The organism is Candidatus Pseudoscillospira sp. SGI.172 (genome assembly GCF_050313575.1).
Lineage (GTDB): Bacteria > Bacillota > Clostridia > Oscillospirales > Oscillospiraceae > Vermiculatibacterium.
The window spans coordinates 1-26607 of the sequence record NZ_JBNPLQ010000035.1 but is presented as its reverse complement, the minus strand read 5'-3'; the positions used below and the strand labels follow the sequence as shown (position 1 = coordinate 26607).

Here is a 26607-nt window from a genome sequence, read left to right as displayed (position 1 = left end):
GGCCCCTTATTCTTTTCGTTTGCCACGTTGTCTGATTTGCATACCTGCTTCCTTTGCAGGAACGCTTTTCTCGTATCGGCACCGTAAAAGAAAGAAAACTCCACCGTTGCCATTGTTTTAAGCGGCCATTGCAAACTCAGCTCAAAATTCAGACTTACCTCGATAGATGCGATGGATCACCCGTCCTAACAACCGTAGTCTCTTCCATACGGCCATCCTGAAAGGCTGCCAATATCATAAATTCGCACATACCCTAATGAAGCGAGCTTGTCCGCAGCCAGCTTGCTTCTTCTTCCTGTCCGACAATAGAGCAAAATGGCAGCATTTTTATCTGGAATACTCCGTTGTGCAGATTCTGCATTGATTTCATCCAACGGCAGGGAAATCGCACCAGCGCCATGCTCCACAGTATATTCTAGTTCCGTTCGCACATCTACAAATGCATATGAATCACCGGAATCCATGATAGCTTTTGCCTGTTCAAAGGAGACCCTGCTGTATGGCCGGTCACAAGGTGGGTATTGCATCGTTCAGCATCCTCTCATTGTGTCGCTTTTTCATTTGGAAACGCGTATCCTGTCCTTCCTAAACGAAATTTGCCTGTTTGCGGTTTTCTGGGGAAAGTCATTCCGAAATGGGTCCTTTCATCAAATCTGCTATTGTAATGTGGTCAAAGTAGTCATTTGTGATTTTATAATACATTTCCCACATTGGAAGAGTTTTACACTGTTTGCTCCTACTGCATGTCTTTGCATCACATCCAAGGCAGGCAACCGGTGCTAAATCGCCCTCGGTCAACCGCAGGACATCTCCTACCCGGCACCGATCAGCCGGGTTAATCAAACGATACCCTCCGCCTTTGCCGTGGAGGCCTTCAATTAATTTCCCCCTTGTTAAAAGCGGTAATATCTGCTCCAGATATTTAAGCGAAATTTCCTGCCGCTCTGCAACCTGCTTCATCGGGATATAACCCGCATCTTGATGCTCTGCAAGGTCAATTAAGACACGCAAGGCATATCTTCCGCGTGTTGAAATCACGTCGGTCCAACCTCCTTTTTCCCTGGTTAAGATTTAAATTACTGCCTCTAAAATAAGGTCATTGACAACTTCACCCGCAATCATTAAGCCAACAACCGGGGAAACAAAAGCCGTAGATCCCGGAATGTCACGGCGATCTGTACATTTATGGACAGCACCGGGCGGACAAGTGCAGCGGCTTTTGCAGCTAATTGCCATGTCATCAATGGGCCTGCGCGGTTTCTCTTTTGAATATACAATCTTCATCTGCTGAATTCCGCGCTTTTTCAGTTCTCAGCCGCATAACCCGCGCAAGCGGACAAACGCTTGTCTCGTATATATCAGCCACCTCAAACGCAGCAGGATTCAATTTGCTTCCGGCACCCATGGAGCTGATAATAGGCACATGGGCGGCCTGGCCTGCATCACCAACTCGATTTTTGAGGATACTGTATCAACTGCATCTATTATATAGTCATATTTAGAAAAATCAAATTGCCCTTCAACAGACGGAAGATAAAATGCTTTTATGGCTGTAATCAAACAGTCTGGGCTGATCTCGGCAATTCTTGCTGCCGCCGCATCCACTTTGTATTTTCCAACCGTACTTCGAATCGCAAAAATCTGTCGGTTTAAGTTTGCGAGACAAACCCGATCATCATCAACTAAATCCAATGCACCGATACCACTTCGCGCCAATGCCTCAACTGCAGATCCACCAACTCCCCCGATTCCAAAAACAGCAACTCGTGAATGCTGCAGGCTCCGCACGACTTCTTTCCCTAACAAAAGCTCCGTCCTTGAAAACTGATTTGGCATTTGATCTGATTATTTCTTGTTTTTCGAGTGACAATTCTCAGGAATTGTTTATCTTGTTTATATTGTGGCCATCCAGGAAGGTGTGAAATACCCCATTGTGTTTGTGCGCCACCATAGTACCCAGCCTGACAGCATGGATGCTGTTGAAGATACTCTTCTCTATATTGGGACTGTCTCGCATCAACCGCTTCAGGAGCGTCTTGACCTCCTGCCGCTTGGAACCTCCGCCGCCGTTATCGCGCATGGCGCACTTTTCTGTGAATCGGCAGGCGCACTGGATAAACTCCAGCTCATCGTATCGCTTCCACGCCAGAATATCCTCCTCGTGGGCGCAGTAAAGCGGACGGATCAATTCCATTCCCTCAAAGTTCGTGCTGTGAAGCTTGGGCGGCACGACCTGCAACTGAGAACCGCAAAACATCCCTATCACGGTCATTTCCACCACATCATTGAAATGATGGCCCAGCGCGATTTTATCTCCCGGCTGGATCAGTTCGTACCGCTTGACGGCGTATGTAAATGGCCGCCACAGTTCTTTGCGGTACTTTTTGAGAATACTGCGCTCGATCAGCTTCAGTTGCGTCAGCTCGCGGCTCATATGGCGCCTTCTTTCCCAGTCAGCTTCCGGTAACAATCGTCAAAAATTTGCAGGAAGGCCGACAGTTGGTCCTCTGTGGTTCGGTGGCTGATGCTGACGCGCCACGATGACAGAGCGTTTTTCCGGTCTTTGCTGACCGCAAAAACGGCCCCGGAAGGTGTCCCCTGGGCCGAGCAGGCTGATTTAACAGATACGCAGACCCCTCGTTCGGCCAACATCCTTTGAAAGACGGTTCCTCGCACATTCTGTACACTCAGGTTCAGAATTTGAGGCACAGAATTTTCCGGGCTGTTGATGCGGACACCGGTATAACGGATCAGCGACTCCCGCAGCATTTGGTTGTACAGCACGGCCTGCTCGAATCGTTCTGCCCGGTGCTGCAGAGCCAGTCGCAGAGCTGTTTCAATGGAAACGGCCAGCGCGGCGGCAGGGGTTCCGCTGCGGTAGATGGTGGTACTCCCGCCGCCATGCAGCTGTGGCTCCAGCACAAGGTTTTTCCGTTTCAGCAGCAGGCCGCTGCCATTGAGTCCGCCAAACTTGTGGGGCGCCAGGCTCAATGTATCCACTCCTGCAAAAGAAACCGGAATACGGCCAAAGGCCTGGGTGGCATCAATGTGCAGATGACAGTTTGGATAATCCTTCAAAATGGCCTTGATCTTGTCTAATGGCTGGATCGTACCCAGTTCACTGTCTACTGCGCAGATGGCCGCCAGCACCGTGTCCTGCCGCAGCAGTTCCCGCAGTTGCTGCAGATCCGCCGTTCCGTCCCGGGTAATGTCCAGAAAGTCGATTTCCCATCCCTGTTCCTGCAGGTAAGTAAGGCTGCCACCGACAGAAGCGTGCTCCAATGGTGTGGAAATAATATGATGCCCCGTGTGCCGCTTGGCGTAGGCAATGCCTTTTATGGCAAGATTGTTGGCTTCTGTGGCCCCGGAAGTGTAAATGATCTCATTCGGTTCCGCCCCCAGCAGGGCGGCAATGGACTCTGTCGCCCGTTCCATTGCCGCCAGTGCTGCTTGACCGGCTGGGTGGTTGGAATTGGGATTGCCCACAAAGGTCTGTTCCGCCGTGAGAAACGCATCCAGCACCGGTGCTTCCACCGGCGCATTTGCCGCATAGTCCAGATAGATCATCTTTAGAAAGTCTTCTCAATCGTGCCGCCGCCCAACACCAAATCTCCTTGGTACAGCACCACTGCCTGTCCTGGTGTGACGGCTCGCTGTGGCGCATCGAATACGACCCTCAGCTTCCCGTTCTGCGTCATGGACACGGTGGCGGGCTGTTCTTTCTGATGATAGCGGATACATGCTGTGACACGCAGCGGTCCCGCCGGCGCATCAAAAGGGATCCAGTTGACTTCTCCGGCCAGCAAACTCTGTCTGTACAGATTCTGCTCGGGTCCCACGGTAACGGTATTATTCGCCATACACTTATCACAGACATAGACCGGTTCGTTCATGGCAAGACCCAGTCCCTTTCGCTGCCCCAGCGTATAACGTACTGCACCTTGATGGCCGCCAACGACCATCCCTTTGAGATCGAGAAAATCTCCTGCCGGATGGGTTCGACCTGTGTACTGCTCCATGAAATGAACATAATCTCCGTCCGGTACAAAACAGATGTCCTGACTGTCATGCTTACGGGCATTGGTCAGCCCGCGAGCCTCTGCCAATTCCCGGACCCGGATTTTTTGTAATCCGCCAAGAGGAAGGCGGATACGAGCCAGTTGCAATTGTGTCAGCATATAGAGGACATAGCTTTGGTCCTTGCTTTCGTCCACCGCCTTTTTCAACAGCCATCGATTTTGTTTCGGGTCATAGTCAATACGGGCATAGTGGCCTGTGGCAATGGCGTCACAGCCATGCTTTGCGGCAAAGTCCAGCAGGTGGTGAAACTTCATGTGTCGGTTGCATTCAATGCAGGGATTGGGTGTGCCGCCCGATTCATAGGTGCAGATGAACGGTTCGATGACATCCATACGAAACTCTGCGGTGAAGTCGGCCACATGGAAGGGAATGTCCAGTGAAAAGGCCACATCCGCGGCATCATCTATGTCCGCTTGGGAACAGCAGGTATGGAAACGGCTTAACCCGATGTCCTCATTGCGGTACAGCCGCATGGTCACGCCTTCGCAGTCATAGCCCGCTTCCTGCAGCAGGCAGGCGGATACGGAGCTATCCACGCCGCCGCTCATGGCGACGAGAATTTTTTGATGTTCTGTCATGATACTTTCTCTCTTTTCAAAAGATGTCGGTCTTTGCGGCGCAGTGTTGTGCAGGCCGCCCTCGTCTAATCCGCGCAGTCCGGTTCAGATGAACGTCTCTGCCCGTTTTCCTCGTAATAGAAGTTGGGTGACACCATGATGTGACACTCCAAACCGCAGCAAAAGCCCCCGGTATTTACACGGGTGCTCATAAGACAGTAATTCAAAAATTACGACTGGGGCATCTGTCATGCAGGGTTGGCAACGAAATAACGGGTATCCGGTGAGCGCCGGATACCCGCTATTTTTTTGCCGTTACGAAAAGCAATGGATTTATTCACAGCTTTCAGCTATAATGTTCTTAAATCAATCCTATCCCATCCATTCCGAGATTTTTTCAAAAAATCTCAAAAAAGTTTGAAAGTATTGGAACAATTCGGCCCTTCTCATGCCATATATAGTAGAGGGCTGAATGCAGAAGCGATTGGAGGTGACGTTGATGGACAAGCAGACAGGCCCGAACGATTTTCTTGTGGTGCTGCCCGGTGAGATCATCGAGATACCGCAGGACAGCGACAAGTCATGGCTGACCCTGTTTTACAGCCTACCGAGGGAACTTGCGGAAAAGTGGAAGCCAGCCTACGATCTGCCCCGCTCCCCCTATGAAGTTCTGAGAACGGACAAGTATGACCACATCGTATGTGACGATATGTTCAAGCTGCTTGTGTGGGACTGCTACGCATGGAGCGCATGGCAGTTTTTCCAAGTCAAAGACCGCAAGGGCAACTACCGCGACATTCCCGGCAACTGGAATCAGTACGCAGGATATTTCCCTTTGTGGCGGCTGTCGTACAGCATTATCCCCTACATCCGAATGAAGTTTGAGCAGAACGGGCTTGGCTTCCAAAACCTTTACAACATCCCGCAGGGTGTGGAAGTGCCGTGGCTGACCTATCAGCAGTTCAGCAATCTGATCGGTAATGTCACCGACATGGTGATTGCAGAGCAGAATTGGCAGCCGATGATCGACGCAATCTGGGAAAACCGCACCGTGGAGGACTACGAAACCACCGGCAGTACCGTCAAGACGGATTTCATGCGGAAGTGGCATCACAACCGTTCCGGCAAGCCGATTTCTCTTGACGAGATGATGGAGAACGAGGACGGCGATATTTTCGAGGTAGCTGATCCGCGCGGCGAATTTGAACAGAAGGTTATCTCCGAAATGCAGATTGCCACCTTTGCCGAGCAGCGCATCAGCGGGAAAGACCAGGAGATATTGAAGCTGCGCATGGACGGCTTGACCGAGCAGGAGATTGCAGACAAGGTTGGCTACAAGACCGCCAGCGCAGTCCATAAGCGGATTACCAAAATTGCCGAAGCCTATGAGGACTATGTGACAGCGGAGTATCAGAAGTATTTGGACAAGTAAACAGACGCAGAAGCGGCAGCAGTTACCGAAATGGTAGCTGCTGCCTTTTCATGCAGGAAAGGAGAGTTTATGAGCAGAGAACCGTTTGAAGCCATGCCCGATGTGATGGACGCAAAGCAGCTTGCCGAAGCATTACAGATTTCCAAAGCGGGGGCATATAACCTTTTGAGCAGCCCGGATTTTCCAACCTTACGGATCGGCGGGCGCAAATTGGTGATGAAAAATGAGTTGGTGGAGTGGCTGAAAAGCCGCACAAACAAAACATCGTGAAAATGCAGTCAAGAGCTGGAAAAGTGGAAAATTAGCCGATAGGACAAAGCAAAATATACTCCACATCGTTTGGGGCGTTTCCATCAAAAAATCGCAGCACTTTTCCAATTCAAGAGCTGGGAAAAATCTATGAAAAACAGGAGGTTTTATGAGAACAGGGCTTACCAAAAAGCAAAAGACAACCGTGATTTATTTTGACGAGCATAGCCGCATGATTGAGGTGCAGACACACAACACCGATCTCAAAAAGCGTCTGACGGCATTTGCGACAAAGCACCCGCAATGCTGCCGTCAGACCGACGATGATGAGCAAGGCGGGCTGACCTTTGAGATTGAGAAAGGACGGTTAAGTTTTCGGCTGACCGCCCCGTATAGTGAAGAACGCCGCAGGGCGGCGAGTGAATGGGCAAATTGCAATTTAAGCATAAAGCCTGTCAATACGCAAGAAAGTAAATTAGCGTCAAGAGGTGCCAGTCGCAAGTCGACCGACACCTCTTGATAAATACTAATTTGCTTTGTTTATCAACACAGTAGTACTTTACAGATTGACTAACATTTGTGCAAAATGTTCAATATGCTCAGAAAGGTCTTGGCTTCCATAGTAATTCGCAAACAAAACGGTATTGCCTCTACGCAGTACAAGGATACCGCCGGGTAAAAAGGTGCGGGTTTCTCCGGTTATCTCGCTGGTGTGAGTCCATCCTTCCCGTTTAGCATATAGACATTCATCAAGAACATCAAACTTCTGATAATCACCAGAGTTGTCGAATTTCTGCCTACTCAATTCCGCTACTCGCATTTCGGCAAGCATATTCAATGTGTAACGGGTGATGGTGATTTCCAGATTAGGTACATCACTGGGACTGTCATTCTCTCCAAATGTAGCATACTGTTGAAAGTACCAAGATTCCGGATCGAGCAGGGTTCCTTCATGAGCGATATAATCCATGTTGTAAAGTCTGTTCTGAGAGAGCTGCAAATCTGATCCCTCAATATCCGTCAGCGTGATAAAACCGGAACCTTCTAAATCATAGGGGCGGTAATCTGTCCCCGAAAACAACTGTATGGTATTGATAAAGACCGGAATCAAAATTACTAATCCTACCGCTGACAACCAACCGACCTTTCTATGTCTATTGGGTACTTTCCCATTTCTAACGGCCTTTCGATATCGTAGTAGGTAACAAAGTCCAAGCAAATACGATAGGTCAATCAGCAGTAGCCCCAATGCCGACAGCAGAAATGGGAACACGGGTTTAATTGAAAAGATCTCTATAGGGAAGTATTTGAGCCATGTCCAACCGATTTTCCATGGAGCGCCGTTTTGATAAAGGCCAAGTAAAAGCACATTTGCGACCACAAGCAGTACACCGCCAATTGCTTTCTCCTTAAAAAAACGCTTCAACGCATACTCGTGCGTTTCTATATCTGTATACGCCTGTGCAGTCAGATCATCAGAGGCAAAGACATAGAAGCTTCCCCGGAATATCCCCCAATATTGCCACCCTGCATCCTCATAAAGCGCATTCAATTCTGGATCGTCTTCTGCCGTTCCTCGAATAGGCTCTAAATGGATTTGAACTATCCGTTGCTCAGTACGCTCGAAAATCGTAAGTATTCCAGCGGTCATAGAAAAGCGCAGCCCTTTCTTTGACATAGCAGCCAGCCAGTTTTCTAATTCAGGAATGTCAAAACCACCAACTGGTGTTACTCGGATTACATTCTTGCTCATACACTTTCCTCCTCTCCGTCAAGGACACAAGCTTTCAGCCGTGTCAGTTCGTCCCGAAAGACTTCCCGTCCCTTTTCGGTGATACGATAGCTGCGCTTGCGTCCATCGGTTTGTGTTTCTTCGATTAGATGCTCGTCTTGAAATTTTCCCAGAAGGGTGTAGAGCGTTCCGGGCCCAAGTCGTACCCGGCCGTGCGTTTTGCAATCTACAAATTCCGTGATTTCGATCCCGCACATTTCGTTGTGCAGAAAAGACATCAGCACATAGAACATTGACTCAGTCAGTACGCCGCGGTCTTTCATATCAGCCCTCCCTTCATTAGACCTCAAATATCGTGCCGCGATATTTCTGTATTGCCATTATAATATCGCACCGCGATATTGTCAAGATCCCTTTGCCTGTCTTCCATATTTGTAGAGAAGGTAATAGAATACCACTCCACCTATGCGCCAAGAAGTTATTTATAGGAAATAGCACAACACTCTTAGTGATATCCAGATAGAAATAAAATAAAATTAACTGAGAGTGGTTTTTCGGTCAGGAACGAGTTGTTCTTTTTTACCTCAAATCAAGAAAGGAACGATTACCCATGCCAAAGAAAAAACCACCACAGACCATTGAGGAATGTAATGCTGAACTGGAACGCACAGAGAAACAGTTGCAGCAGTACGAAAACCGAAACAAGATACTCAACCGCAAGTTGTCCGTTGAGAAACGCAAGGAGCGCAATCACCGTATTTTCCTGTTTGGCGGCTTCATGGAAAGCATTGTGCCGGAACTGAAAACCATGACAGAGGACGAGGGAAAGGACTTCCTGTATCACATCGCAAAGAGTACGGAAGCACAGGAGTATTTGAAAAAACGCGCCGAGGGGGTGGAGGCTGGATAATACCCTTGGTAACAAGGGCGCACTTATACACCCTTGCGGGTGTTGTGCGCTCTGCCGAGGGCTTGTGGGCGCATGGAAGTTCCCACGCACCCACATTGGCGGCTTGCGCCGCACAGGGAAAACTGCATTTTCCCTGCGACAGCTTGTGCTGTCTACCCTTTTGCGTCCCCCACGAAACAGAACACCTTGCTGCGGCAAGCTGTTCCGTTTCATGGGGCTGAATCACGAAGATCGGAGGTAAACCGTTATCGCAATCTATCATTGCAGCATCAAGATCATCAGCCGGGGGAATGGCAAGTCAGCCGTTGCCGCTGCTGCCTACCGAAGCGGCGAGAAAATCACAAACGAATGGGACGGCATGATCCATGACTACACCCGAAAGCGCGGCATCGTCCATTCGGAAATCCTGCTGCCGCCCAACGCTCCCCCGGACTTTCAAGACCGGGGATCACTGTGGAACAGCGTGGAGCAAATTGAAAAGGCGTGCAACTCCCAACTGGCGCGGGAATTGGAGGTTGCCCTGCCTATAGAGTTATCCAGAGAGGAACAGGTACGGCTTGTCCGTGCGTACTGTTCCTCTCAATTCGTTTCCAGAGGAATGTGTGCAGACTTCAATATTCACGACACAGGCAGCGGCAATCCGCACGCCCATATTCTTCTCACCATGCGCCCAATGGACGAACGGGGCAAGTGGCTTCCGAAATCCAGAAAGGAATATGTGCTGGACGAAAACGGCGAGAGAATCCGCCTGTCCAGCGGCAGATACAAAACCCGCAAGGTTGACCTTGTGGACTGGAACAATCAGGAGAACGCCGAGGTCTGGCGCAAGGTGTGGGCTGACCTTGCCAATGAGTTTTTGGAACGGAACAACCGCCCGGAGCGCATCGACCACCGCAGCTATGAGCGGCAGGGGATCGATCAAATCCCCACCGTTCATATCGGCGTGGCAGCGTCACAGATGGAGAAAAAAGGAATCGCTACCGAGCGCGGCGAACTGAACCGCAGTATCAAAGCGGCAAATCGTCTGCTCCGCGACATCAAGGCGCAGATCGGCAAGCTGAAAGAATGGCTGCTTGATGTGTTCAAGGCAAAGGAGAGCTTGCGTACCGAGCCGCCGCAGCCAAAATCCCCCAACCTCTCCACGCTGTTGTTCCGCTATCTGGACATTCAGAAAGCCAAAAGCGGGAAGTATTCCCAAAGCTGGCAGCAACAGCACACCGCAGACGAGCTCAAAGCCATTTCCAAAGCCGTCAATCTTCTTTCGGAGAAAGGCATCTATACGCTGGAAGAACTGGATGCAGCCCTGTCCGCTGTCCATGACAAGGCAAGCGAAATCCGTAGTGCTATGAAACCGAGGGAAGCGAGAATTAAGCAGCTCCAAAAGCTGATTGAGCAGGCGCAGAACTTCCAGAAGACACAGCCCATCCACGATGAATGCAAGCAAATCCGCTGGAAAGGCAAGCAGGAGAAGTTTGCAGAAGCACACCGCGCCGATCTTGCAGTATGGGATGCAGCTAACCGCTATCTGCGGGCAAATCTGCCGGACATGAAGCTGACACCGAAAGCATGGCAGACCGAGCTTGCCGCGCTGACCACAGAGAACGAAGCAGAGTATGCGAAGCTGAAAGCCCAGCGGGAGGAAGTTGCCGAGCTGCAAAAGGTACGCCGCTATGTGGATACTGCCCTGAAAGCAGACGCACCGCAAAAGACGAAAACCAAACATCACGATATAGACCGATAACCCATCGGAGAAAGGACACCACCATGAACGAGAACAAAGAATTTGAACACAAAATCGACCCTGATCTGTGGGCAGAAATTGAGGAATGGGAAAAGACCGACCACGACGAGCCAGCGGAATATTACTTCTCCAATCCAGACCCGTATCTCAAACCGCAGCCCTTGCCGCCCGATCATCCCCGGCACAACTGCTACTTCAACGAGGACGGCCATCTCTGCGTGAAAAATCTGTCCGCGTTCTGGCTGCCGGAGTTCACCTTGCAAAAGGAAATCGGCGGCACAGTCTACACCGTCACAGGCAGCTATGACGGCGTGGAAACGCTGGATAAAAAGATGGAACGCATCATGGGCGAAAAGTTTACAGAAAAGATGGAGGATTCTGAATGACAAATACGCAGTCTCTTGGTACAATAGAAGCAACCAATCCTGTACTGGCAGTTGCCCCTTTGAAGGAGGAAACAGAAATGTTACGGGCAACTGATAAAATCACCGCGCTTTACTGCCGCTTATCCGTGGAAGATTTGAAAGAGGATAAGAAAGGCGGCAAAGAGGACGAATCCAACAGCATCCAGAATCAGAAAATGATCCTGCTCCAATACGCAAAGGAGCACCGTTTCCCGAATCCGACCTTTTTCGTGGACGATGGATATAGCGGTACGAACTTTGACCGTCCCGGCTTTCAAGCTATGCTTGCGGAAATCGAAGCGGGCAGAGTGGCAGTCTGCTGTACGAAAGACCTATCACGACTGGGGCGTAATTCCTCGCTGACAGGGCTGTATATCAACTTCACATTCCCAAAGTACAATGTGCGCTATATTGCCATCAACGACCATTTTGACACCATCGACCCCAACAGTACCGACAGCGATATTGCGGGCATCAAGAACTGGTTCAACGAGTTTTTCGCCAAAGACACCAGCCGCAAGATCCGTGCTGTCAATAAGGCAAAGGGCGAACGCGGCGTTCCTCTGACCGTCAATGTTCCATTCGGCTACCGTAAAGACCCGGAGGACAAGACAAAGTGGGTCGTGGATGAAGCGGCGGCATTGGTAGTCAAGCGCATTTTCAAGCTGTGCATGGAAGGGCGAGGCCCGATGCAGATTGCAAAGCTCTTGCAGGAGGAAAAGGTACTTAACCCCACCGCCTACAAGAAGCGTGAGGGCATCAAGACACCCAGCCCGGAAACCGCTGATCCGTACCATTGGAACACCAACACGGTCGTTCACATTCTGGAACGGCGGGAATACACGGGATGCACCGTCAATTTCAAGACCTACACCAACTCCATCTGGGACAAGAAGCAGCGGGAAACGCCTATTGAAAAACAGGCGGTTTTCTACAACACCCACCCGTCGATCATTGAGCAGGAGGTCTTTGACAAGGTGCAGGAGATTCGCCAACAGCGTCACCGCAGGACAAAGACGGGCAAGAGCAGCCTGTTTTCCGGCATGGTCTATTGCGCTGATTGTGGCGCAAAAATGCGCTACTGCACCACCAACTACTTTGAAAAGCGGCAGGATCATTTTGTATGTGCCAACTACCGCAGCAATACGGGAAGCTGTTCGGCACACTTTATCCGCGCGGTTGTTCTGGAGGAATTGGTCTGGATGCACATGAGAACTGTAATTTCCTATGTCAGCCGGTATGAGGATTATTTCCGTGCCGTCATGGAGCAGAAGCTCCGGCTGTCCAGCGAAGCCGCGATCCGCGGACACAAGAAGCGATTAGCACAGGCTGAAAAGCGGCTGGGAGAGCTTGACCGTCTGTTTATCCGCATTTACGAGGATAATGTGGCGGGGCGCATCACAGATGAAAAGTTTTCTATGATGAGCAAGACCTACGAGGACGAACAGGCACAGCTTAAAGAGGAAATTCAGACTTTGCAGCAGGAAATCGAAGTACAGGAACGACAGATTGAAAATTTGGAGCAGTTTATCCAGCGGGTACGCAAATATGAGGACTTGGATGAGCTTACCCCGTATGCGCTGCGGGAGCTTGTCAAGGCGATCTACATTGAAGCCCCGGATAAGTCCAGCGGCAAGCGGTATCAGGGCATCCGCATTTCCTATGACCTTGTGGGCTTTATTCCTGTGGAAGAACTGCTGAAACAGGAAACGGCGTGACCGAAGCCACGCCGTTCCTGAGAAAATACGATATTACTTTCTTATGACCCCCGACCATTCTATCGGAGGCTTTTTTGCATTTATTCAGCAAACAGAGGCGTGGATAAATAGCGGTCACCAGTATCCGGAAGCAAAACCACAATGGTTTTTCCCTCATTTTCCGGACGCTTTGCAAGCTCAATGGCCGCCTTTACAGCGGCGCCAGAAGAAATGCCAACTAAAATTCCCTCCAATCTGCCGATCTGTCCGCCTGTTGCAAACGCATCGTCATTGGAAACCGTGACAATTTCATCGTAGACTCTCGTATTCAGTACATCTGGCACAAAGCCTGCCCCAATGCCCTGAATCTTATGGGCGCCTGCAATGCCGGTAGAAAGGACAGCTGAACTTTCCGGCTCAACGGCCACGACCTTAATGGATCCATTTTTAGATTTCAAGAACTCGCCCACACCGGTAATCGTACCGCCGGTACCCACACCGGCAACAAAGAAATCAACTCTGCCGCCGGTATCTGCCCAGATTTCCGGTCCAGTGGTTTCAAAATGTGCCTTTGGATTGGCCGGATTCACAAACTGCCCGGGAATAAAACTGTTCGGCGTTCCCGCCGCCAATTCTTCCGCTTTTGCGATGGCCCCCTTCATGCCCTTTGAACCCTCGGTCAGTACCAACTCCGCCCCATACGCCTTCATCAACTGGCGGCGCTCCACAGACATGGTTTCCGGCATGACGATAATGATACGGTATCCTCTTGCGGCGGCCACCGAGGCAAGCCCAATACCGGTATTGCCGGAAGTGGGTTCGATGATAACGGAGCCGGGTTTCAGTTGCCCCGAAGCTTCCGCGTCATCAATCATCGCCTTGGCAATGCGATCTTTTACTGAGCCCGCAGGATTGAAATATTCCAGTTTTGCCAAAATCTTCGCCTTGAGATCCAACCGTTCTTCCATGTGAGTCAGTTCCAACAGAGGGGTTTTGCCGATCAGTTGATCTGCGGAAGTATAAATATTAGGCATAATCTTAATCTCCTCTCATTTCTTGTTTTGACTTTTATGCAAACCAGAAAGTTATCAACATCGAAAACCGGGTCTGCGTGGAATACAGATTCGGCGCATCACAAATCCTCCTTATTTCAAAGCGGCAAAACCATGTTCCAGATCGGCGATGATATCGTCAATGTGCTCCGTGCCGATAGACAGGCGGACGGTGCTGGGATGAATTCCCTGATCCAGCAGCTCCTCCTCGGTCAACTGGGAGTGCGTCGTGGTTGCCGGGTGGATGACCAGAGATTTCACATCCGCCACATTGGCAAGCAGCGAAAAAATCTCAAGATTGTCGATAAACCTATGCGCTTCCTCCCGACCGCCCTTGATGTCAAAAGTGAAAATGGATGCCCCGCCATTGGGAAAATATTTCTTATAAAGCGCGTGATCGGGATGGTTCGGCAGGGACGGATGGTTAACGCGCGCAACCTTGGGATGGCGTGTGAGATACTCGACCACTTTCTTTGTGTTCTCGGCGTGGCGCTCCAGACGGAGAGACAATGTTTCCACCCCCTGCAAAAGCAGGAATGCATTGAACGGCGAAATCGCCGCGCCAGTGTCACGAAGCAGAACAGCGCGGATGTAGGTCACAAACGCCGCTGATCCAGCCGCATCCGCAAAGCTGACACCGTGATAGCTGGGATTCGGGTCGGCGATGGGCGCGTATTTCCCACCGACTTTCCAGTCAAACCTGCCGGAATCCACAATGATACCGCCCAGAGTGGTTCCATGTCCGCCGATGAACTTCGTAGCGGAGTGCACCACAATGTCCGCGCCGTGCTCGATGGGGCGAATCAGGTACGGTGTGCCGAAGGTATTGTCGATGATCAGCGGCAGACCGTGCTTATGCGCGATGGCTGCGACGGCGTCGATATCGGGAATATCTGAGTTCGGATTGCCCAGCGTCTCCAGGTAGATGGCCTTCGTGTTCTTCTGAATGGCGTTTTCCACTTCGGCGAGATCGTGGGCATTGACAAAGGTAGTGGTGATGCCGCAGCGGGGCATCGTGTGCTCCAGCAGATTATGGCTGCCGCCGTAGATGGTTTTCTGTGCAACGATGTGGTCGCCTGCCTGCGCCACAGCCTCAATGGCGTAGGTGATGGCCGCTGCGCCGGAGGCCAGTGCGCCACGCCGCCTTCCAGTGCTGCGATGCGTTTTTCCAACACATCCTGCGTGGAGTTGGTCAGTCTGCCGTAGATATTGCCTGCATCCGCCAGGCCAAAGCGGGCAGCCGCGTGGCCGGAATCCCGGAACACATAGGAGGTTGTCTGATAGATGGGAACCGCACGGGAATCGGTGGCAGGATCAGGCCGCTCCTGACCGACATGGAGCTGAAGCGTTTCGAATTTATAGTTATGAATAATCATCATTTCCCTTTCGTTTTTCAAGCTAATGCGTGTTAGGTCATCTGGGGATGCACGCCCAGCACATTCGCCCGAAACGACAGCTGTCTCTGATGAGTCGTTCAAAATCATACATGGGGTTTCCTCCCCAAAAAGAAATCCGGGAAGCCTGGATAAGCTCCCCGGTAAATCGCATGAGATTACGATTACAGGCACAAAAGCCTATGGTCTTGCCTGATTCGTCATCATGGAGAACTTATCCTGTTTGTGCGCGCAACAACACTTGCACATGTGATACATGCGCGTTTCCACAGACAAGGTGCAGCTGACAGACGGGATCATCATGATACGTTCTCCCTTCTTAAATCAAATCAACTTAGTAGGTTGAAAGGATAATACCATCAATTTCATACTTTGTCAATAGGTTCTATCTATTTAATTCCACTTTTTGAGACGTTTTTACAGCCGCCAAGATTAGACGGCCAGCGGCTGTCGGCCGGTTCTTCCGGGAGGTCAATTTCTTACAGAAATCTACCAACTTTTTTTACCTACGCATGATTTTATGGTATAATCTAAAGAAGAGTATAATTATAAAATTCTTCAATTACTTTTACATTTGGAGGCAGTGTGATGAAATATCAAAAACTTGGAAAAACCGATCTGAATGCGTCAGTCATTTCATTCGGAACGTGGGGAATTGGCGGAGGCAGCGTATGGTCGGACTTGTCTGTCGGTGTGGGCGAAGTGGAGAGCCTGCTGGATGCAGCCGGTGATCTCGGCATCAATTACATTGACACCGCGCCGGTATATGGGACCGGCGTCAGTGAAGAGCTGCTCGGAAAAGCGCTGAAAAACGGGCGGCGCAGCAAATTTCTCCTGCAAACAAAATGTTCCCTCAACTGGCGGAACGAGGGTGGAAACTTCCACTATGAGCGCGACGGCTATACGGTAGAAAACGACACCAGCGCAAAGGCTGTCCGCAAGGATGTGGAAGATTCTCTCCGGAGGATGCAGACCGATTATCTCGATGTTCTGGTGGTCCACTACGTCTGCAAAAGCTGGCCTGTGGAAGAGACCATGGGGGCTTTGCAGGCCATGGTCAAAGAGGGGAAGATCCGCGCCGTCGGACTGTCCAATTCCAAACCCGGCGACCTGGACGAGTATGAAAAATACGGGACTGTGGCCCTCGTTCAGGAACAATACAGCCTTCTGGCGCCGTATCACGGCTGCGAATACTTCCCCACCGCCCAAAAGCACAACGCCGTGTTCCAGGTATACGGTGCGCTGGAAGAGGGGTTCCTGACCGCCCCCGATTACGTGGACCGGTCTTTCCCCAAGGGCGACGTCCGGGGAAAACTGCCCTGGATCCATGAGCCGATCCGGGGTGAGATCCACAAGCTGTTTCAGGTCATGCAGCCGCTGACGGAAAAGTATGCCTGCTCCTACTCGAACCTGGTTCAGGCGTGGACCCTGAAGCAATTCCCAAATCTCAACCTCCTCACGGGGTTCCGGCATATTGAGACCATGGAAAACACCTGCCGCTGTCTCGATATCACACTTTCCGATGAAGATGCGCGCCTCCTCAGCGAAGCGGCTAAACCGGCCCAGGTAAAAGAACTGGATAAATAACGCCAGGGGCGTTTTGAAAAAGGGTCCATTTTTGAACGGTTTGACACAACCGGTTTGAAAATGGGCCCTTCTCCTTAAACATCTGCCCGTCCACAGACTCTGCAGGCCTGTCCACGCGGCATTCCCGCTGTTGCGAAACTCATTTTGGATACCGCTTCTTTTTCCCAGAAGATGTGATAGGATGAGGAACCCCACAAACCGTCGTGAGCTTATCATTGTTTTTACCGGGACACAGCACAGTAAGAGGTCTACTATTAGGATCTTCCATATAAAAAACGGTATCCTTATTTTTAAAGCCGTTGCTGCTGACCGGAATCTTAGCTGTCCCCGCCGCCGACGGGACACAGGAAATCCGCGCCGTGAGAGGGGCCTTTGACGAAATAAACTGCTACCAAATGCGGGATGAAAACGGCAATTACAGCGGCTATGCGTATGAGATGCTGCAGCACATGAAAATATTTGCCCCGTGGCGGTACGAATACGCAGGCTTTGAGAACAGCTTCAGCGACAGCCTAAATAAATGCACACCGGCGAGATCGACATGGCTCTGGACGTCGTTAAAACACCGGAAAGAGAACAGCTCTATGATTTTTCCGATGAACCTGTGGGTGTCTCCGTCGATGTCATTATGGTGAGCTCCCGGGAAAGTGTCCCGTGTATCCCCGGAAATCATTTCCCCTCTAACGGTCTGAAGATCGCCGTGGAGGGCAGCGCTGAAAATCCCCCCCCCCCCCAGCAGCATAAGTCCCTCCAACGCCTTGCCCTGGAAAAATGGTTTTCCTATGAAGAACAAATATTACTCACACACGCTGGGCGGCAGCGGCTTTCTCACCCATGAGGAAGCTGATTTTGTTGCCTCCTGCAACAAAATCGGCACCGCATTTCCCGCTCGGATCCATCCGGACGGCAAACCGCTTTCCTTCTTTGAAGGCGGGGTGTCAACAGGCCTCCTGGGCGGTTTCACGCAGGAGATCATGGATCACACCGGGCTGAATATCCAGATGCCGCTCCCCCAAACAGACGAGGAATACAACGTCCTGATGCGAACGGCGGATATTGGCCTTGGCATGAGATGGCACTTCATTGCCCCGGCAAGCAGGGGCTTTGTTTTGACCGAACCCTGCTACTCCACCACCGTCTCGCGACTGTCCCGAAAAGGCGACCTCAATCCGGCAAAAACCGCAGCTGTCATAACCGGCTCAAATAGTTCTTCCGGCTATCTGTCGGCCGCACTCACGGATGAGGTACCGCTGCCCCGCAACGGCGTGGAGGAAGACGTTCAGGCTGTTGTGTCCGGCAGGGCCGACTTCCTCTTTCTCTGCACCCCCATTGCTCAACACCGTTCCTATAACGGCAATTCAGACGTCTGGTGGATGTGACCATGCCGGTGCATCAGGAATCGTTCTGTGTGGGTGTTCGGGAAACCTTAAACCACCACCTGGCCGCCGTCATCAATAAAGCCGCTTTCAGCATTGCGACGAGGATATTTTGCGTTTGTCGCAGCCCTACACCACATTTTCGGCGCCTTCCCTTAATTTTTGGAGATTTCTCTACTCAGATCCCGTAGGGCTGCTGGCAGCAGGACTGAGTATCGTCGTGCTGGTTTCCGCTCCGGTCATATTGATTGTGGTACGGCGCCGGAGAAAAAAGAATGGATGCTCATTGCCGAACTACGGGAGGCAGGTAAAGCAAAATCTGAGCTTTTATCTCGCATGAGCCATGGCATACGCGCCCCAATGAATGGAACCTTCGGCATCCTGGGCCTGCTCAGGGAAGAAACAGCCCCGGCGGAAATCACGGAATACCACAATCAAATGGATCCCTCCGCTCATTTCCTGTTCAGCCTGATCAATGATACTCTTGACATGAGCAAAATCGAGGCTGGCAGCATGACGCTGGTCAATCCGGACTTCAGCACCAAGAAAATTTTGGCGGCGGTCCGCACCACACTGATGCCTTTGATCAGCGGAAAGCAGACCCACTTCATTGTCCAGACAGATGAAACGGGTCCTGACAATCCCCACGCAGATCCCGTTCGTTTCCAGCAAATCCTCAGCAACATCCTGTCCAATGCGGCCAAGTTCACCCCGGAGGGCGGCACCGCTCTGTTGGCAAAGCATCCAGAGGGGTATTATGACTGTATCCTCATGGACATCCGAATGCCGGAAGTGAATGGTCTGGAGGCCGCGAGATACATCCGGGCGCTGGACCGGGGAGATACCAAAACGATTCCAATCATTGCCATCACCGCCAATGCTTTCGAAGAGGATGTGGACAAATCCGCATCCGTCGGCATGAACGCCATCTTGCCAAGCCCTTTGTACCGGAAGTCCTGTTTCATACCATTGATCAGACAGTCCGCACCAAAAGGATGGCAGCGAGTAAAAGTGTCCGGGCTCTCTTGCCCCAGTTCTTTTTCTCCTCCGTTCTATTCAAAAAGCCGGGGCTGCAATTCAATATGAATTGCAGCCCCGATTTTCCCATTTTGCAACAAATCCAGCTTACTTTTGTTCTTTCACTTTAAGATGGACTCTATTATCTGGCGTTATCTCGAATTTCCTGTTCCTCTGCCAGCCTTTGCCCGCATGGAGTAATACACAGTCCACCCGCACAGGTACATCTCAGCTCACTGGGGAGCTGCTTCCCTACCCGGAACAATGTCTCTGCTGCCTGATCCAGCGGGATCAACGGATCAAAGCCCCCCATAACCATGTTGGCACTCACTACCGAATTGGCGGCAGACATGGCATTACGGTTAATGCACGGGATCTGCACCAGGCCTGCCACAGGATCGCAAATGGTGCCTAGAATATTCTGCAGCGCACAGGAAGCAGCCTGACAGGACTGCTCCGGCGTTCCTCCCATAACCCACGCCAGCCCGCCGGCAGCCATGGCCGAAGCCGCGCCCGGCTCTACCTGGCAGCCATAGAGCTCAGCTGAATAATTGTAATCCTTGGACATGACAATGCCGATGATGGCCGTTACCAACATGGCTTTGATCTTCTCGTCCATAGAGCATCCCATATGGGTCATGGTACCCAGAATGGCGCCCGGAAATACGCCGGCGGAACCGCCGGTAGGCGCGCAGAGAACCACTCCCATGGCACTGCTGTACTCCATTGTGGCCATGGCCCATGTTGACGCCGTATTAATGACCCCCATATCAATAGATTTGGGATCCGTATCCATGTATCTTTTGATCTTTCCTGCTGTGGGGCCAATGATACCCATCATATCAATGTTGCCCGCCAGCGCTTCCAGAGTGCCGGACTCCATAGTCTCTACCACATACTTCATGTAGTCCAAAATCTTCTCCCGAGTCCAACCGCTGCGGGCCATCTCGTAATCAATGGCCAGTTCCCAGAGCGGTTTTCCGGTTTTGGCCGTCATTTCCAGCATTTCTGCGGCACTGTGAAAGGGCAAGGACGCGTTACGATTGGAGGGAACGACCAAGATCGGAGAAATCGTTCGCACTTCCAGGACCCCTGGCATCTCTTTGATTTTTCCAAAAATCTCTGCAGTGTAGGGAGTATGCCGCTTGAGATTAAGCAGGCCCCTGCCGTCCCGCACACAGCATGAGCTTCCTTCGTTGTCGGGGAAAAGTTCGATCATCTTTCCCAACAACGCCTGATTTTGTATCTCAGAGCCCTGAGTGTATACGACCAGTTCATAGCAGTCGCCAACAATGCTTATGTCAAACCCGTCAATGGACAACAGCTTTACGGTTCCGCCGCCGGTGGAATCGGTATGGACCTCCACCGTCTGCCCCTGCTCATTTTCCATGATGACATGTGCAATATTGGGAACAACAGGCGGGAAATCCCTAATTACAAATTGAACTTCCACACCCTCTTTTTCCGCCTCTGAGAAAGCCTTCCGCAGACGGGGATCTTCAGGCCGACGGCCTAAAAGCCCATTGATATATCCCATATCGGAACGCTGACCCTTGTACATCTTGGTGTAGGCGCCGTCCCGAGCAAATTCTATGGTGGCTTTTTTCAGTCTGCCCGGCAGCAGCTGGCGGCAAAGGTAACCCATGCGGGACGGTCCACATGTGTGGGAACTGGAGGGACCCACCATGGTAGGGCCTACAATATCATTAAAAATGCTGGGACTCTGTCGAGTCATGCCACAAACACCTCGCTTATTTAATATAGCCAAACAGCTGGGGAAGGATCAGAGAGACCTGGGGAATATAAGTAGTGATAATTAACGTGGGAATCCACGCAAAAGCAATCAGCGTCAACGCGGGTTTGAGCATGTCCTTCACTTCCGCCCCCGAAATCCGTCCCGCCAGATAGAGGAGCGGCGCGGTGGGCGGAGTAATGTTTCCCATGCCCAGATTAACACCCATGATGGCAGCAAACTGGATCGGGCTGACCCCCAGTTCCTTCATAACAGGGAGCAAAATGGGGGTGCACAGCAAGATGCCGCTGCAGTCATCCATCAGCATTCCGATAATGACCATGAACAGGTTGATCAGCAGCAGAATCACGGTCCTGTTTTCCGAGATAGAGGTCAATATCGTCAAAATCATCTTCGGCACGTTGTTCATTACGTAAAGACGGCTGAGAATCATAACCGCAAAAAGCATAATCATGATAACGCCCGTGCTTTTCCCTGCGGAAATCAAAGAGTCTTTAAAGGTCTTAAGATTCATCTCCCGGTAGACCAGGAAACCAACCGGAATGGCATAAATAACTGCCACAGCCGCCGACTCCGTCGGTGTAAGCAAGCCGCCATAAATGGAACCAAGGATAATAACCGGCATCAAAATGGCCGCCAATGGCCCGCGTTCTTTCTTGCCTCCCACCTGAGGAAGCGCAGTGGCAGCCTGATAAACCTTAATATTGGGGTTCTTACGCGCGTAAACCAGATTCACCACACTGAAGAGGATGACCAAGATAATGCCGGGAATCAGAGTTGCCAAAAAGCAGGCAAGCACGGATTCTCCGCTCATCCAGGCGTACAGAATCATCAGCATGCTGGGAGGGATCAGGATCCCCGGAACACCGGAACTGGAGATAAGCGCCCCAATAAAGCCCTTGTCGTACCCATTCTCCTCCAGGCGCGGGGCCATGATTGCCCCGATACAAGACAACGTGGCAGAGGAACTTCCGGAAATCGCGCCAAAAACAGCGCAGGAAACTACGGTGACAACTCCCAGGCCGCCCTTAAACCGGCCCAGCACCTTTTCCACACAACCAATGAGCTTCTTCCCTATGCCGCCCTTGTCCATGATGGAGCCCGCCAAAATAAACAGCGGAATCGTCAGCAGCAGCACAGAATTCATCTTGCTGAACCCATACGGGATCAGTGACTCAAATGGGAGTCCAGCACTAAACACCATAGAGACGGCGGAGGCCATGAAGGACAGCGGTATCGGTACGCCAATCACCATAGTGAGCAGCAAAACAACCAAAGCCAAGACAACTGTCATACCTACGTACCTCCCGTATATTCTCTGAGGGCCCCGATTGCTTTTATAAGATGGTATACGATGTATACATCCATCAGTGCAAAGGATATTAGGATCGGAACCTGCATCACCACCAGCGGGGCTTTGAGTACCGCCGTTGTGGGCCCCAAACGAACACTGCGCATAATATACTCAAACGACCACATGGTGGTGATGACAGAAATGATCAGACCGATCGCCTGCCGGATTACGGCAAACACCCGCTTGACCCGTTCACTTTTGGCAAAAGAACCGATCATGTCGGCATTGATGTGGCTGTCCTCACGGGCAGCCAGAGCACTGCCTATAAAATAGAGCCAAAATGCTGTGTACATGATATATTCTTCAGAACCATAAAAATCCAGCTTAAAGATATACCGCATCACTGCCGAAGCCGCAATCAGAAGGCAAATAGCGATCCCAGTCATTATTACGATATATTCTTGCAGTTTGATGAAAACGATATCAAGGACAGACAGGAAACGTTTCATGCGTGCACGCCCCTTCTCTATTTATAAATTGTGCCGCAGCCGACAAGGCACCGTTAGCCACGGCATCATTTTGCTGTGGGAACCTCCAAAAATACCGGCAGCAGTTTGGTAAAAATTATGCCGGCACCGGGTTGACCTTCTCGCTCTCTGCGCCAGCAAGACGGTATCCTTTCTCTCGGCCGACTCATTTTCTCCCTTTCTTTGCTGCCGGTATCTCTGGAGTGCGTTATTGCATTTTACTGAACACTGTCCAACAGTTCGTCCAGGAACTCCTGAGTATAGGTCTCTGCCAGCTTGGGCCACACATCGGCGCGGACTCCGTCAGCAAAGGCAGCCAGTTCCTCATCCGTAAATTCAATGACCTCAATGCCATAGTCCTTGAGCATTTGAATGTATTTAGCATCTTCCTCTTCAATGGAGTTGATGCTGTCGGTCCACATCTTCCGGAAGGCATCCTGGAGGACCTTCTGATCCTGGGGCAGTAAAGAGTTAAACACATCCATGTTCATATAGATTTGAGTCGCTTCCTGATCCATACAGTAGTGGTAATAGTAGGTGATTACATCCCGGAAGTTCAGGTAGTTCAGGTTGGGAGGGCCTGCCTGCCATCCATCCACCACGCCGGTCTGGATTGCAGCGAAGGTGTCGGAGTAGGGTATTGTAGAAGTGCGGTAGCCCAGATACTCGGTGGGATACTTAAAGTTGTCATTGGACGGAACCCGAACCAGAATGCCCTTGTCCACGCCCACCTCGTTGGGATTCGGCACAGGTTTGCTGGTTCCGATTCCGGCAAAGCCCTCACAGGAATAACCGAGAAATTTGATGCCCTGGGCGGCCTGGATATCCACCATCTTTCCAGCCAGGTAGCTGTCCGGGCCCATAGCCTTGTCCAGCTCGGCGTAGCTGTTGGCCAAGTAAGGGAGCATGGATGCATTGGCGCGGGCGTCGTAGGTTTCCGGAACCGTTGTGTTGGCGATATCAATGGTTCCCATCATTACCTCTTCATACACCTGGGTCCAATCGCCCAACTGGTTAGCCGGATAAACTTCAATGGTAATACGGCCATCGGTTTTCTCATGAATTTCCTCAGCGGTCGCCTGTGCTGCCAGAGTGGCAGTGTGGTCGATAGAATGCTGATTCGCATAGCGCAGAGTGATAGGTTTAAAATCCTCAGGAGCTTGACTGTTGGCAGCTGGGGCATTTGAAGTTCCGCCGGAGCAGGCAGCGCAGGTAAGTGCCATAACAAGCGTTGCAGTAACAATTTTCGCCTTTTTCATAATGACCTCTCTTTCTGTGTGCAGTTTCAGTTTACTCACATTTCCTGCACTGTTAAGGAGGATCGTACAGAAATCTTTAACGACCATAATGCTGTAATCTACTACGCACTTACTGACACAGACCGGCAGCTTCAGGCCATCCAGATGGATGTTTTTGACACTGCCCCGCACGCCAGTACCCACCACGTACTTGACGAATTCGGTTTTATCCTGACGGGCAGTATGGTTATGACAGTGGAAGACGAAGCCACAGATTTGCGGGAAGGAGATTCTTTTTATATCCCGGCAGGAAAGACCCATCACTTTTTCCGTACCAGCAAAGAGGTATGCTCTTCCATCTGGGTTCACTTTAACCCGTACGGTACAGGGGTACAGAACACCTTTCTCACACCACCCCCTTGGCATTCAGCCTGATGTATCTTAATAAATCGTACCTACGGCGGGGCCGGCCCCGCCTGTGAGAAAACTTAAAAATACGCGGTACAGGCCTTTGCCCGTACCGCGTATTTTATATCTCAATGACCAACTTTCTTCAAACAGGAACAAGCAGAGCAAGTTATTTTAAAAATCAAAAAAGACTTAGAACCACAGTGGTTCTAAGTCTTTTCCCGCACTTTCCCGTGCTGTTGTGGTGGAGATATGCGGGATCGAACCGCAGACCTCTTGAATGCCATTCAAGCGCTCTCCCGGACAGCGCACTCGCTTACCTCTCCACAACACTTTGCCCGTAATTAACGGTGTCAAATAAGCTAAATTGGCTGTGTACTGCTAGAATCGACGTTATTCTATAAAAATCATGCAGAAATGTCAAGGCCCAAAATAAACTGTTCAACGCTGATAGAAAATTTGATTTTCAATTCGTATCCCCTGAACACGTCCACCCTCTCTATCAGCTGGCATACAATCATTTTCTTTGTTTGGATGTTGGCCGTATCATAGATATTAGACCAGCTGATAAATTGATTATATGTAGTGCGGAGCTCATCCATAAGGACATCGCTTTTTTCCACCTCCGCCTGGGCTGCTTGATAAGTTTCTTGAAGCTGGACACATTTCTGCTCTGTCTCCTTAACAAGGCTGCTCAGCAAGTCCAAAGGGAACGCGCTTTCTCCATTGACAGCCTTTACAACTTCATTCCTGAGCCCTTGCAAATCATGCTCAGCCTTTTGATACTCTCGCTGAGCTTTTTTGAGCACTGCTTTCTGTTCACTCATTTTCGCGGCATAACTGGCACCTAAGACTTCTGATTTTGATAAGCACTTTACGCGCCGGAAGATCTCATGCACAATATCTTCTATCATGCCGTCCAGGATGTGGAGGGTATAACCGGTCTGTCCGCCGCATGGCTCATGCTTTCGTGTCTTGGTCTGACAGACGTAGCGCACACGCACGGGGTCTGTGCCATCACTACGAGGCCGCCCCTTCCCATTTGTCGTAAGGGACAAACGCGCTCCACAATGCCCACAAAACACATTCCCGGCCAAAAGCGATTGGCCCTTTATGTTCATGGGTACATGGCGAACACTATCGTAATCTCTTGTCCGCTGTCTTGTGATCTCCTGGGCCGCTTGAAACATTCTTTCATCAATAATCTGCAAATGGGGAAGCACCTGAGAACGGCTCTCACCACTCCGCAAAATACCGATATAGGTAATGTTCTTAATCATGCCGCGAATACTAGATGGGTGCCAGTTATGGCCCGAACGGTTTTTCATGCTCATACTGTTCAACAGGTTGGCGATACTCTGCGCCCCGCGCCCTTCCTCCACATATTTTTCAAAAATCATGCGGACAAGAGGAGCCTCATCCTCATTGATAACCAAATCGTATAGTTCATGGCCCCGCTTATTGACACGGCCCTGGCGGACTAGTTTGTACCCAAAGGGGCAGCTACCGCCGGTGTAAAAACCGTCCTCTACGATTTGTCCCATTCTGGTAGATGTACGGATAGAGGTCTTTTCACTCTCTCCGTCCGCCTGCCAAAAGCGGATGTAGTTGGTGAGCTTGTCGGTGTGACTGTCAAACCGCTGCTCCCCCTCTTTGGTGCTCCATACCCGGATTCCGTTTTTTACAAACCACTCCACCACAAAAGGAGTCTCGTCCGCAATACGGCCAATACGGTCAAACATGAACACAAGGAGAATGTCAAATTCCTTTCGTTTGGCAGCCTCCTTGATGATCTGGAGTTTATCACGGTTTTCCGCTCTCACTTTATGCCCGGAGACGCCTTCTTCCTGTTCCTCGTGGATGATCGTCCAGCCCATCTTTTCTGCAAAATGGTGACAGGCTTTCCGCTGCATAGGAATATCGGCCTCGTTCTTTTCGTCATGGTCTACTTGCTGGTTTGTCGAGACTCGATAGAGACACCACACCCGTTTTCCAACCAGTAGGTTCTCAATTCCACTTTCTAGGGTGAGGTCACTTACACTGTTAGGTAATTCACGCAGTACACTGTACGGGATTACACTCGTTCTATTCATATCAATCTGTCCTCCCAGGAAAAATTGTGCGGTATGAGGTGGCAGATTGATATATCCGCTATGAAA

25 protein-coding genes, 1 tRNA gene and 2 pseudogenes are annotated in these 26607 nt (G+C 50.8%); 12 read left to right on the top strand and 16 right to left on the bottom strand.

Annotated features, from left to right (window positions below):
• Window positions 1–185: 185 nt before the first annotated feature.
• The 6 genes and pseudogenes from ACQRD3_RS11750 to mnmA all read right to left on the bottom strand — a co-directional run bounded on the left by ACQRD3_RS11750 (window position 186) and on the right by mnmA (window position 4658).
• Window positions 186–527 (bottom strand): rhodanese-like domain-containing protein, encoded by a 342-nt coding sequence (locus tag ACQRD3_RS11750; RefSeq protein ID WP_080907554.1) that lies wholly within the window; start codon window positions 525–527, stop codon window positions 186–188.
• A 97-nt stretch (window positions 528–624) separates the two neighbouring features.
• Complete coding sequence (locus ACQRD3_RS11745) at window positions 625–1038, bottom strand: RrF2 family transcriptional regulator (protein ID WP_427781509.1); 414 nt, start codon at window positions 1036–1038, stop codon at window positions 625–627.
• 33 nt (window positions 1039–1071) lie between these two features.
• Window positions 1072–1836, bottom strand: a pseudogene (locus ACQRD3_RS11740) (tRNA threonylcarbamoyladenosine dehydratase).
• A 37-nt stretch (window positions 1837–1873) separates the two neighbouring features.
• On the bottom strand, window positions 1874–2434 hold the full coding sequence (locus ACQRD3_RS11735) for an ATP-binding protein (RefSeq protein WP_427781508.1): 561 nt from the start codon (window positions 2432–2434) through the stop codon (window positions 1874–1876).
• Window positions 2431–3567: a cysteine desulfurase family protein gene (locus ACQRD3_RS11730; protein ID WP_427781507.1), complete on the bottom strand. Its 1137-nt coding sequence runs from the start codon at window positions 3565–3567 to the stop codon at window positions 2431–2433. Before ACQRD3_RS11730 ends, ACQRD3_RS11735 begins: the two co-directional genes overlap by 4 nt.
• A 2-nt stretch (window positions 3568–3569) precedes the next feature.
• Window positions 3570–4658 (bottom strand): tRNA 2-thiouridine(34) synthase MnmA, encoded by a 1089-nt coding sequence (mnmA, locus tag ACQRD3_RS11725; RefSeq protein WP_427781506.1) that lies wholly within the window; start codon window positions 4656–4658, stop codon window positions 3570–3572.
• A 478-nt stretch (window positions 4659–5136) separates the two neighbouring features.
• On the opposite strand from mnmA, the gene ACQRD3_RS11720 reads away from it, so the two are divergent.
• The 3 genes from ACQRD3_RS11720 to ACQRD3_RS11710 all read left to right on the top strand — a co-directional run bounded on the left by ACQRD3_RS11720 (window position 5137) and on the right by ACQRD3_RS11710 (window position 6838).
• Complete coding sequence (locus ACQRD3_RS11720) at window positions 5137–6069, top strand: hypothetical protein (RefSeq protein WP_427781505.1); 933 nt, start codon at window positions 5137–5139, stop codon at window positions 6067–6069.
• 69 nt (window positions 6070–6138) lie between these two features.
• Window positions 6139–6339 (top strand): helix-turn-helix domain-containing protein, encoded by a 201-nt coding sequence (locus ACQRD3_RS11715; RefSeq protein ID WP_187014974.1) that lies wholly within the window; start codon window positions 6139–6141, stop codon window positions 6337–6339.
• A gap of 148 nt (window positions 6340–6487) precedes the next feature.
• The gene (locus ACQRD3_RS11710) at window positions 6488–6838 is read left to right on the top strand and encodes a hypothetical protein (RefSeq protein ID WP_427781504.1); all 351 of its coding nucleotides are present in this window, start codon (window positions 6488–6490) and stop codon (window positions 6836–6838) included.
• A gap of 39 nt (window positions 6839–6877) precedes the next feature.
• On the opposite strand, the gene ACQRD3_RS11705 is transcribed toward ACQRD3_RS11710, so the two are convergent.
• Together ACQRD3_RS11705 and ACQRD3_RS11700 are read right to left on the bottom strand one after the other, a co-directional pair.
• A complete protein-coding gene (locus ACQRD3_RS11705; protein WP_427781503.1) occupies window positions 6878–8071 on the bottom strand; it encodes a DUF2812 domain-containing protein in 1194 nt (397 codons plus the stop codon).
• On the bottom strand, window positions 8068–8373 hold the full coding sequence (locus tag ACQRD3_RS11700) for a PadR family transcriptional regulator (protein ID WP_427781502.1): 306 nt from the start codon (window positions 8371–8373) through the stop codon (window positions 8068–8070). The genes ACQRD3_RS11705 and ACQRD3_RS11700 overlap by 4 nt, the downstream gene beginning before the upstream one ends.
• Window positions 8374–8660: 287 nt before the next feature.
• Here ACQRD3_RS11700 and ACQRD3_RS11695 point away from each other — a divergent pair, with 287 nt between their 5' ends.
• From ACQRD3_RS11695 to ACQRD3_RS11680, 4 genes are all read left to right on the top strand, one after another.
• Entirely contained in the window at window positions 8661–8960 is a 300-nt protein-coding gene (locus tag ACQRD3_RS11695; protein ID WP_427781501.1) for a DUF3847 domain-containing protein, read from the top strand.
• A gap of 247 nt (window positions 8961–9207) precedes the next feature.
• Window positions 9208–10701 (top strand): MobQ family relaxase, encoded by a 1494-nt coding sequence (gene mobQ, locus ACQRD3_RS11690; protein WP_427781510.1) that lies wholly within the window; start codon window positions 9208–9210, stop codon window positions 10699–10701.
• Between the two features lie 23 nt (window positions 10702–10724).
• On the top strand, window positions 10725–11087 hold the full coding sequence (locus ACQRD3_RS11685) for a hypothetical protein (protein ID WP_427781500.1): 363 nt from the start codon (window positions 10725–10727) through the stop codon (window positions 11085–11087).
• Window positions 11088–11164: 77 nt separating this feature from the next.
• The gene (locus ACQRD3_RS11680; protein WP_427781499.1) at window positions 11165–12823 is read left to right on the top strand and encodes a recombinase family protein; all 1659 of its coding nucleotides are present in this window, start codon (window positions 11165–11167) and stop codon (window positions 12821–12823) included.
• Window positions 12824–12903: 80 nt separating this feature from the next.
• Here the strand turns inward: ACQRD3_RS11680 and cysK are convergent, their stop codons facing one another.
• Together cysK and ACQRD3_RS11670 are read right to left on the bottom strand one after the other, a co-directional pair.
• Window positions 12904–13836: a cysteine synthase A gene (cysK, locus tag ACQRD3_RS11675; RefSeq protein WP_427781498.1), complete on the bottom strand. Its 933-nt coding sequence runs from the start codon at window positions 13834–13836 to the stop codon at window positions 12904–12906.
• 111 nt (window positions 13837–13947) lie between these two features.
• Window positions 13948–15233 (bottom strand): annotated as a pseudogene (locus ACQRD3_RS11670) (O-acetylhomoserine aminocarboxypropyltransferase/cysteine synthase family protein).
• Window positions 15234–15836: 603 nt separating this feature from the next.
• On the opposite strand from ACQRD3_RS11670, the gene ACQRD3_RS11665 reads away from it, so the two are divergent.
• The 4 genes from ACQRD3_RS11665 (at window position 15837) to ACQRD3_RS11650 (ending at window position 19297) form a co-directional block, all read left to right on the top strand.
• Window positions 15837–16835: an aldo/keto reductase gene (locus tag ACQRD3_RS11665; protein ID WP_080907547.1), complete on the top strand. Its 999-nt coding sequence runs from the start codon at window positions 15837–15839 to the stop codon at window positions 16833–16835.
• Window positions 16836–17134: 299 nt separating this feature from the next.
• On the top strand, window positions 17135–17470 hold the full coding sequence (locus ACQRD3_RS11660) for a hypothetical protein (protein ID WP_143476650.1): 336 nt from the start codon (window positions 17135–17137) through the stop codon (window positions 17468–17470).
• 147 nt (window positions 17471–17617) lie between these two features.
• Window positions 17618–18214, top strand: a complete 597-nt coding sequence (locus tag ACQRD3_RS11655) for a hypothetical protein (RefSeq protein ID WP_427781497.1) — start codon at window positions 17618–17620, stop codon at window positions 18212–18214.
• A 276-nt stretch (window positions 18215–18490) separates the two neighbouring features.
• Window positions 18491–19297 carry a hybrid sensor histidine kinase/response regulator gene (locus ACQRD3_RS11650; RefSeq protein ID WP_427781496.1) on the top strand — a complete coding sequence of 269 codons (807 nt, stop codon included), beginning with the start codon at window positions 18491–18493 and terminating at the stop codon, window positions 19295–19297.
• A 73-nt stretch (window positions 19298–19370) separates the two neighbouring features.
• Here the strand turns inward: ACQRD3_RS11650 and ACQRD3_RS11645 are convergent, their stop codons facing one another.
• The 4 genes from ACQRD3_RS11645 to dctP form a co-directional block, all read right to left on the bottom strand.
• Window positions 19371–20873: an L-serine ammonia-lyase, iron-sulfur-dependent, subunit beta gene (locus tag ACQRD3_RS11645; protein ID WP_427781495.1), complete on the bottom strand. Its 1503-nt coding sequence runs from the start codon at window positions 20871–20873 to the stop codon at window positions 19371–19373.
• A gap of 106 nt (window positions 20874–20979) precedes the next feature.
• Complete coding sequence (locus tag ACQRD3_RS11640) at window positions 20980–22275, bottom strand: TRAP transporter large permease (RefSeq protein ID WP_427781494.1); 1296 nt, start codon at window positions 22273–22275, stop codon at window positions 20980–20982.
• 2 nt (window positions 22276–22277) lie between these two features.
• Window positions 22278–22784, bottom strand: coding sequence for a TRAP transporter small permease (locus ACQRD3_RS11635; protein WP_427781493.1), 507 nt, complete (start codon window positions 22782–22784; stop codon window positions 22278–22280).
• A 236-nt stretch (window positions 22785–23020) separates the two neighbouring features.
• Complete coding sequence (gene dctP, locus ACQRD3_RS11630) at window positions 23021–24025, bottom strand: TRAP transporter substrate-binding protein DctP (protein WP_427781492.1); 1005 nt, start codon at window positions 24023–24025, stop codon at window positions 23021–23023.
• Window positions 24026–24205: 180 nt separating this feature from the next.
• Here dctP and ACQRD3_RS11625 point away from each other — a divergent pair, with 180 nt between their 5' ends.
• Window positions 24206–24475 carry a cupin domain-containing protein gene (locus tag ACQRD3_RS11625; RefSeq protein WP_080907539.1) on the top strand — a complete coding sequence of 90 codons (270 nt, stop codon included), beginning with the start codon at window positions 24206–24208 and terminating at the stop codon, window positions 24473–24475.
• Between the two features lie 215 nt (window positions 24476–24690).
• Here the strand turns inward: ACQRD3_RS11625 and ACQRD3_RS11620 are convergent.
• Together ACQRD3_RS11620 and ACQRD3_RS11615 are read right to left on the bottom strand one after the other, a co-directional pair.
• Window positions 24691–24774, bottom strand: a tRNA-Ala gene (locus ACQRD3_RS11620).
• Window positions 24775–24855: 81 nt separating this feature from the next.
• On the bottom strand, window positions 24856–26607 hold a 1752-nt coding region (locus tag ACQRD3_RS11615), incomplete at its 5' end, for a recombinase family protein (protein WP_427781491.1).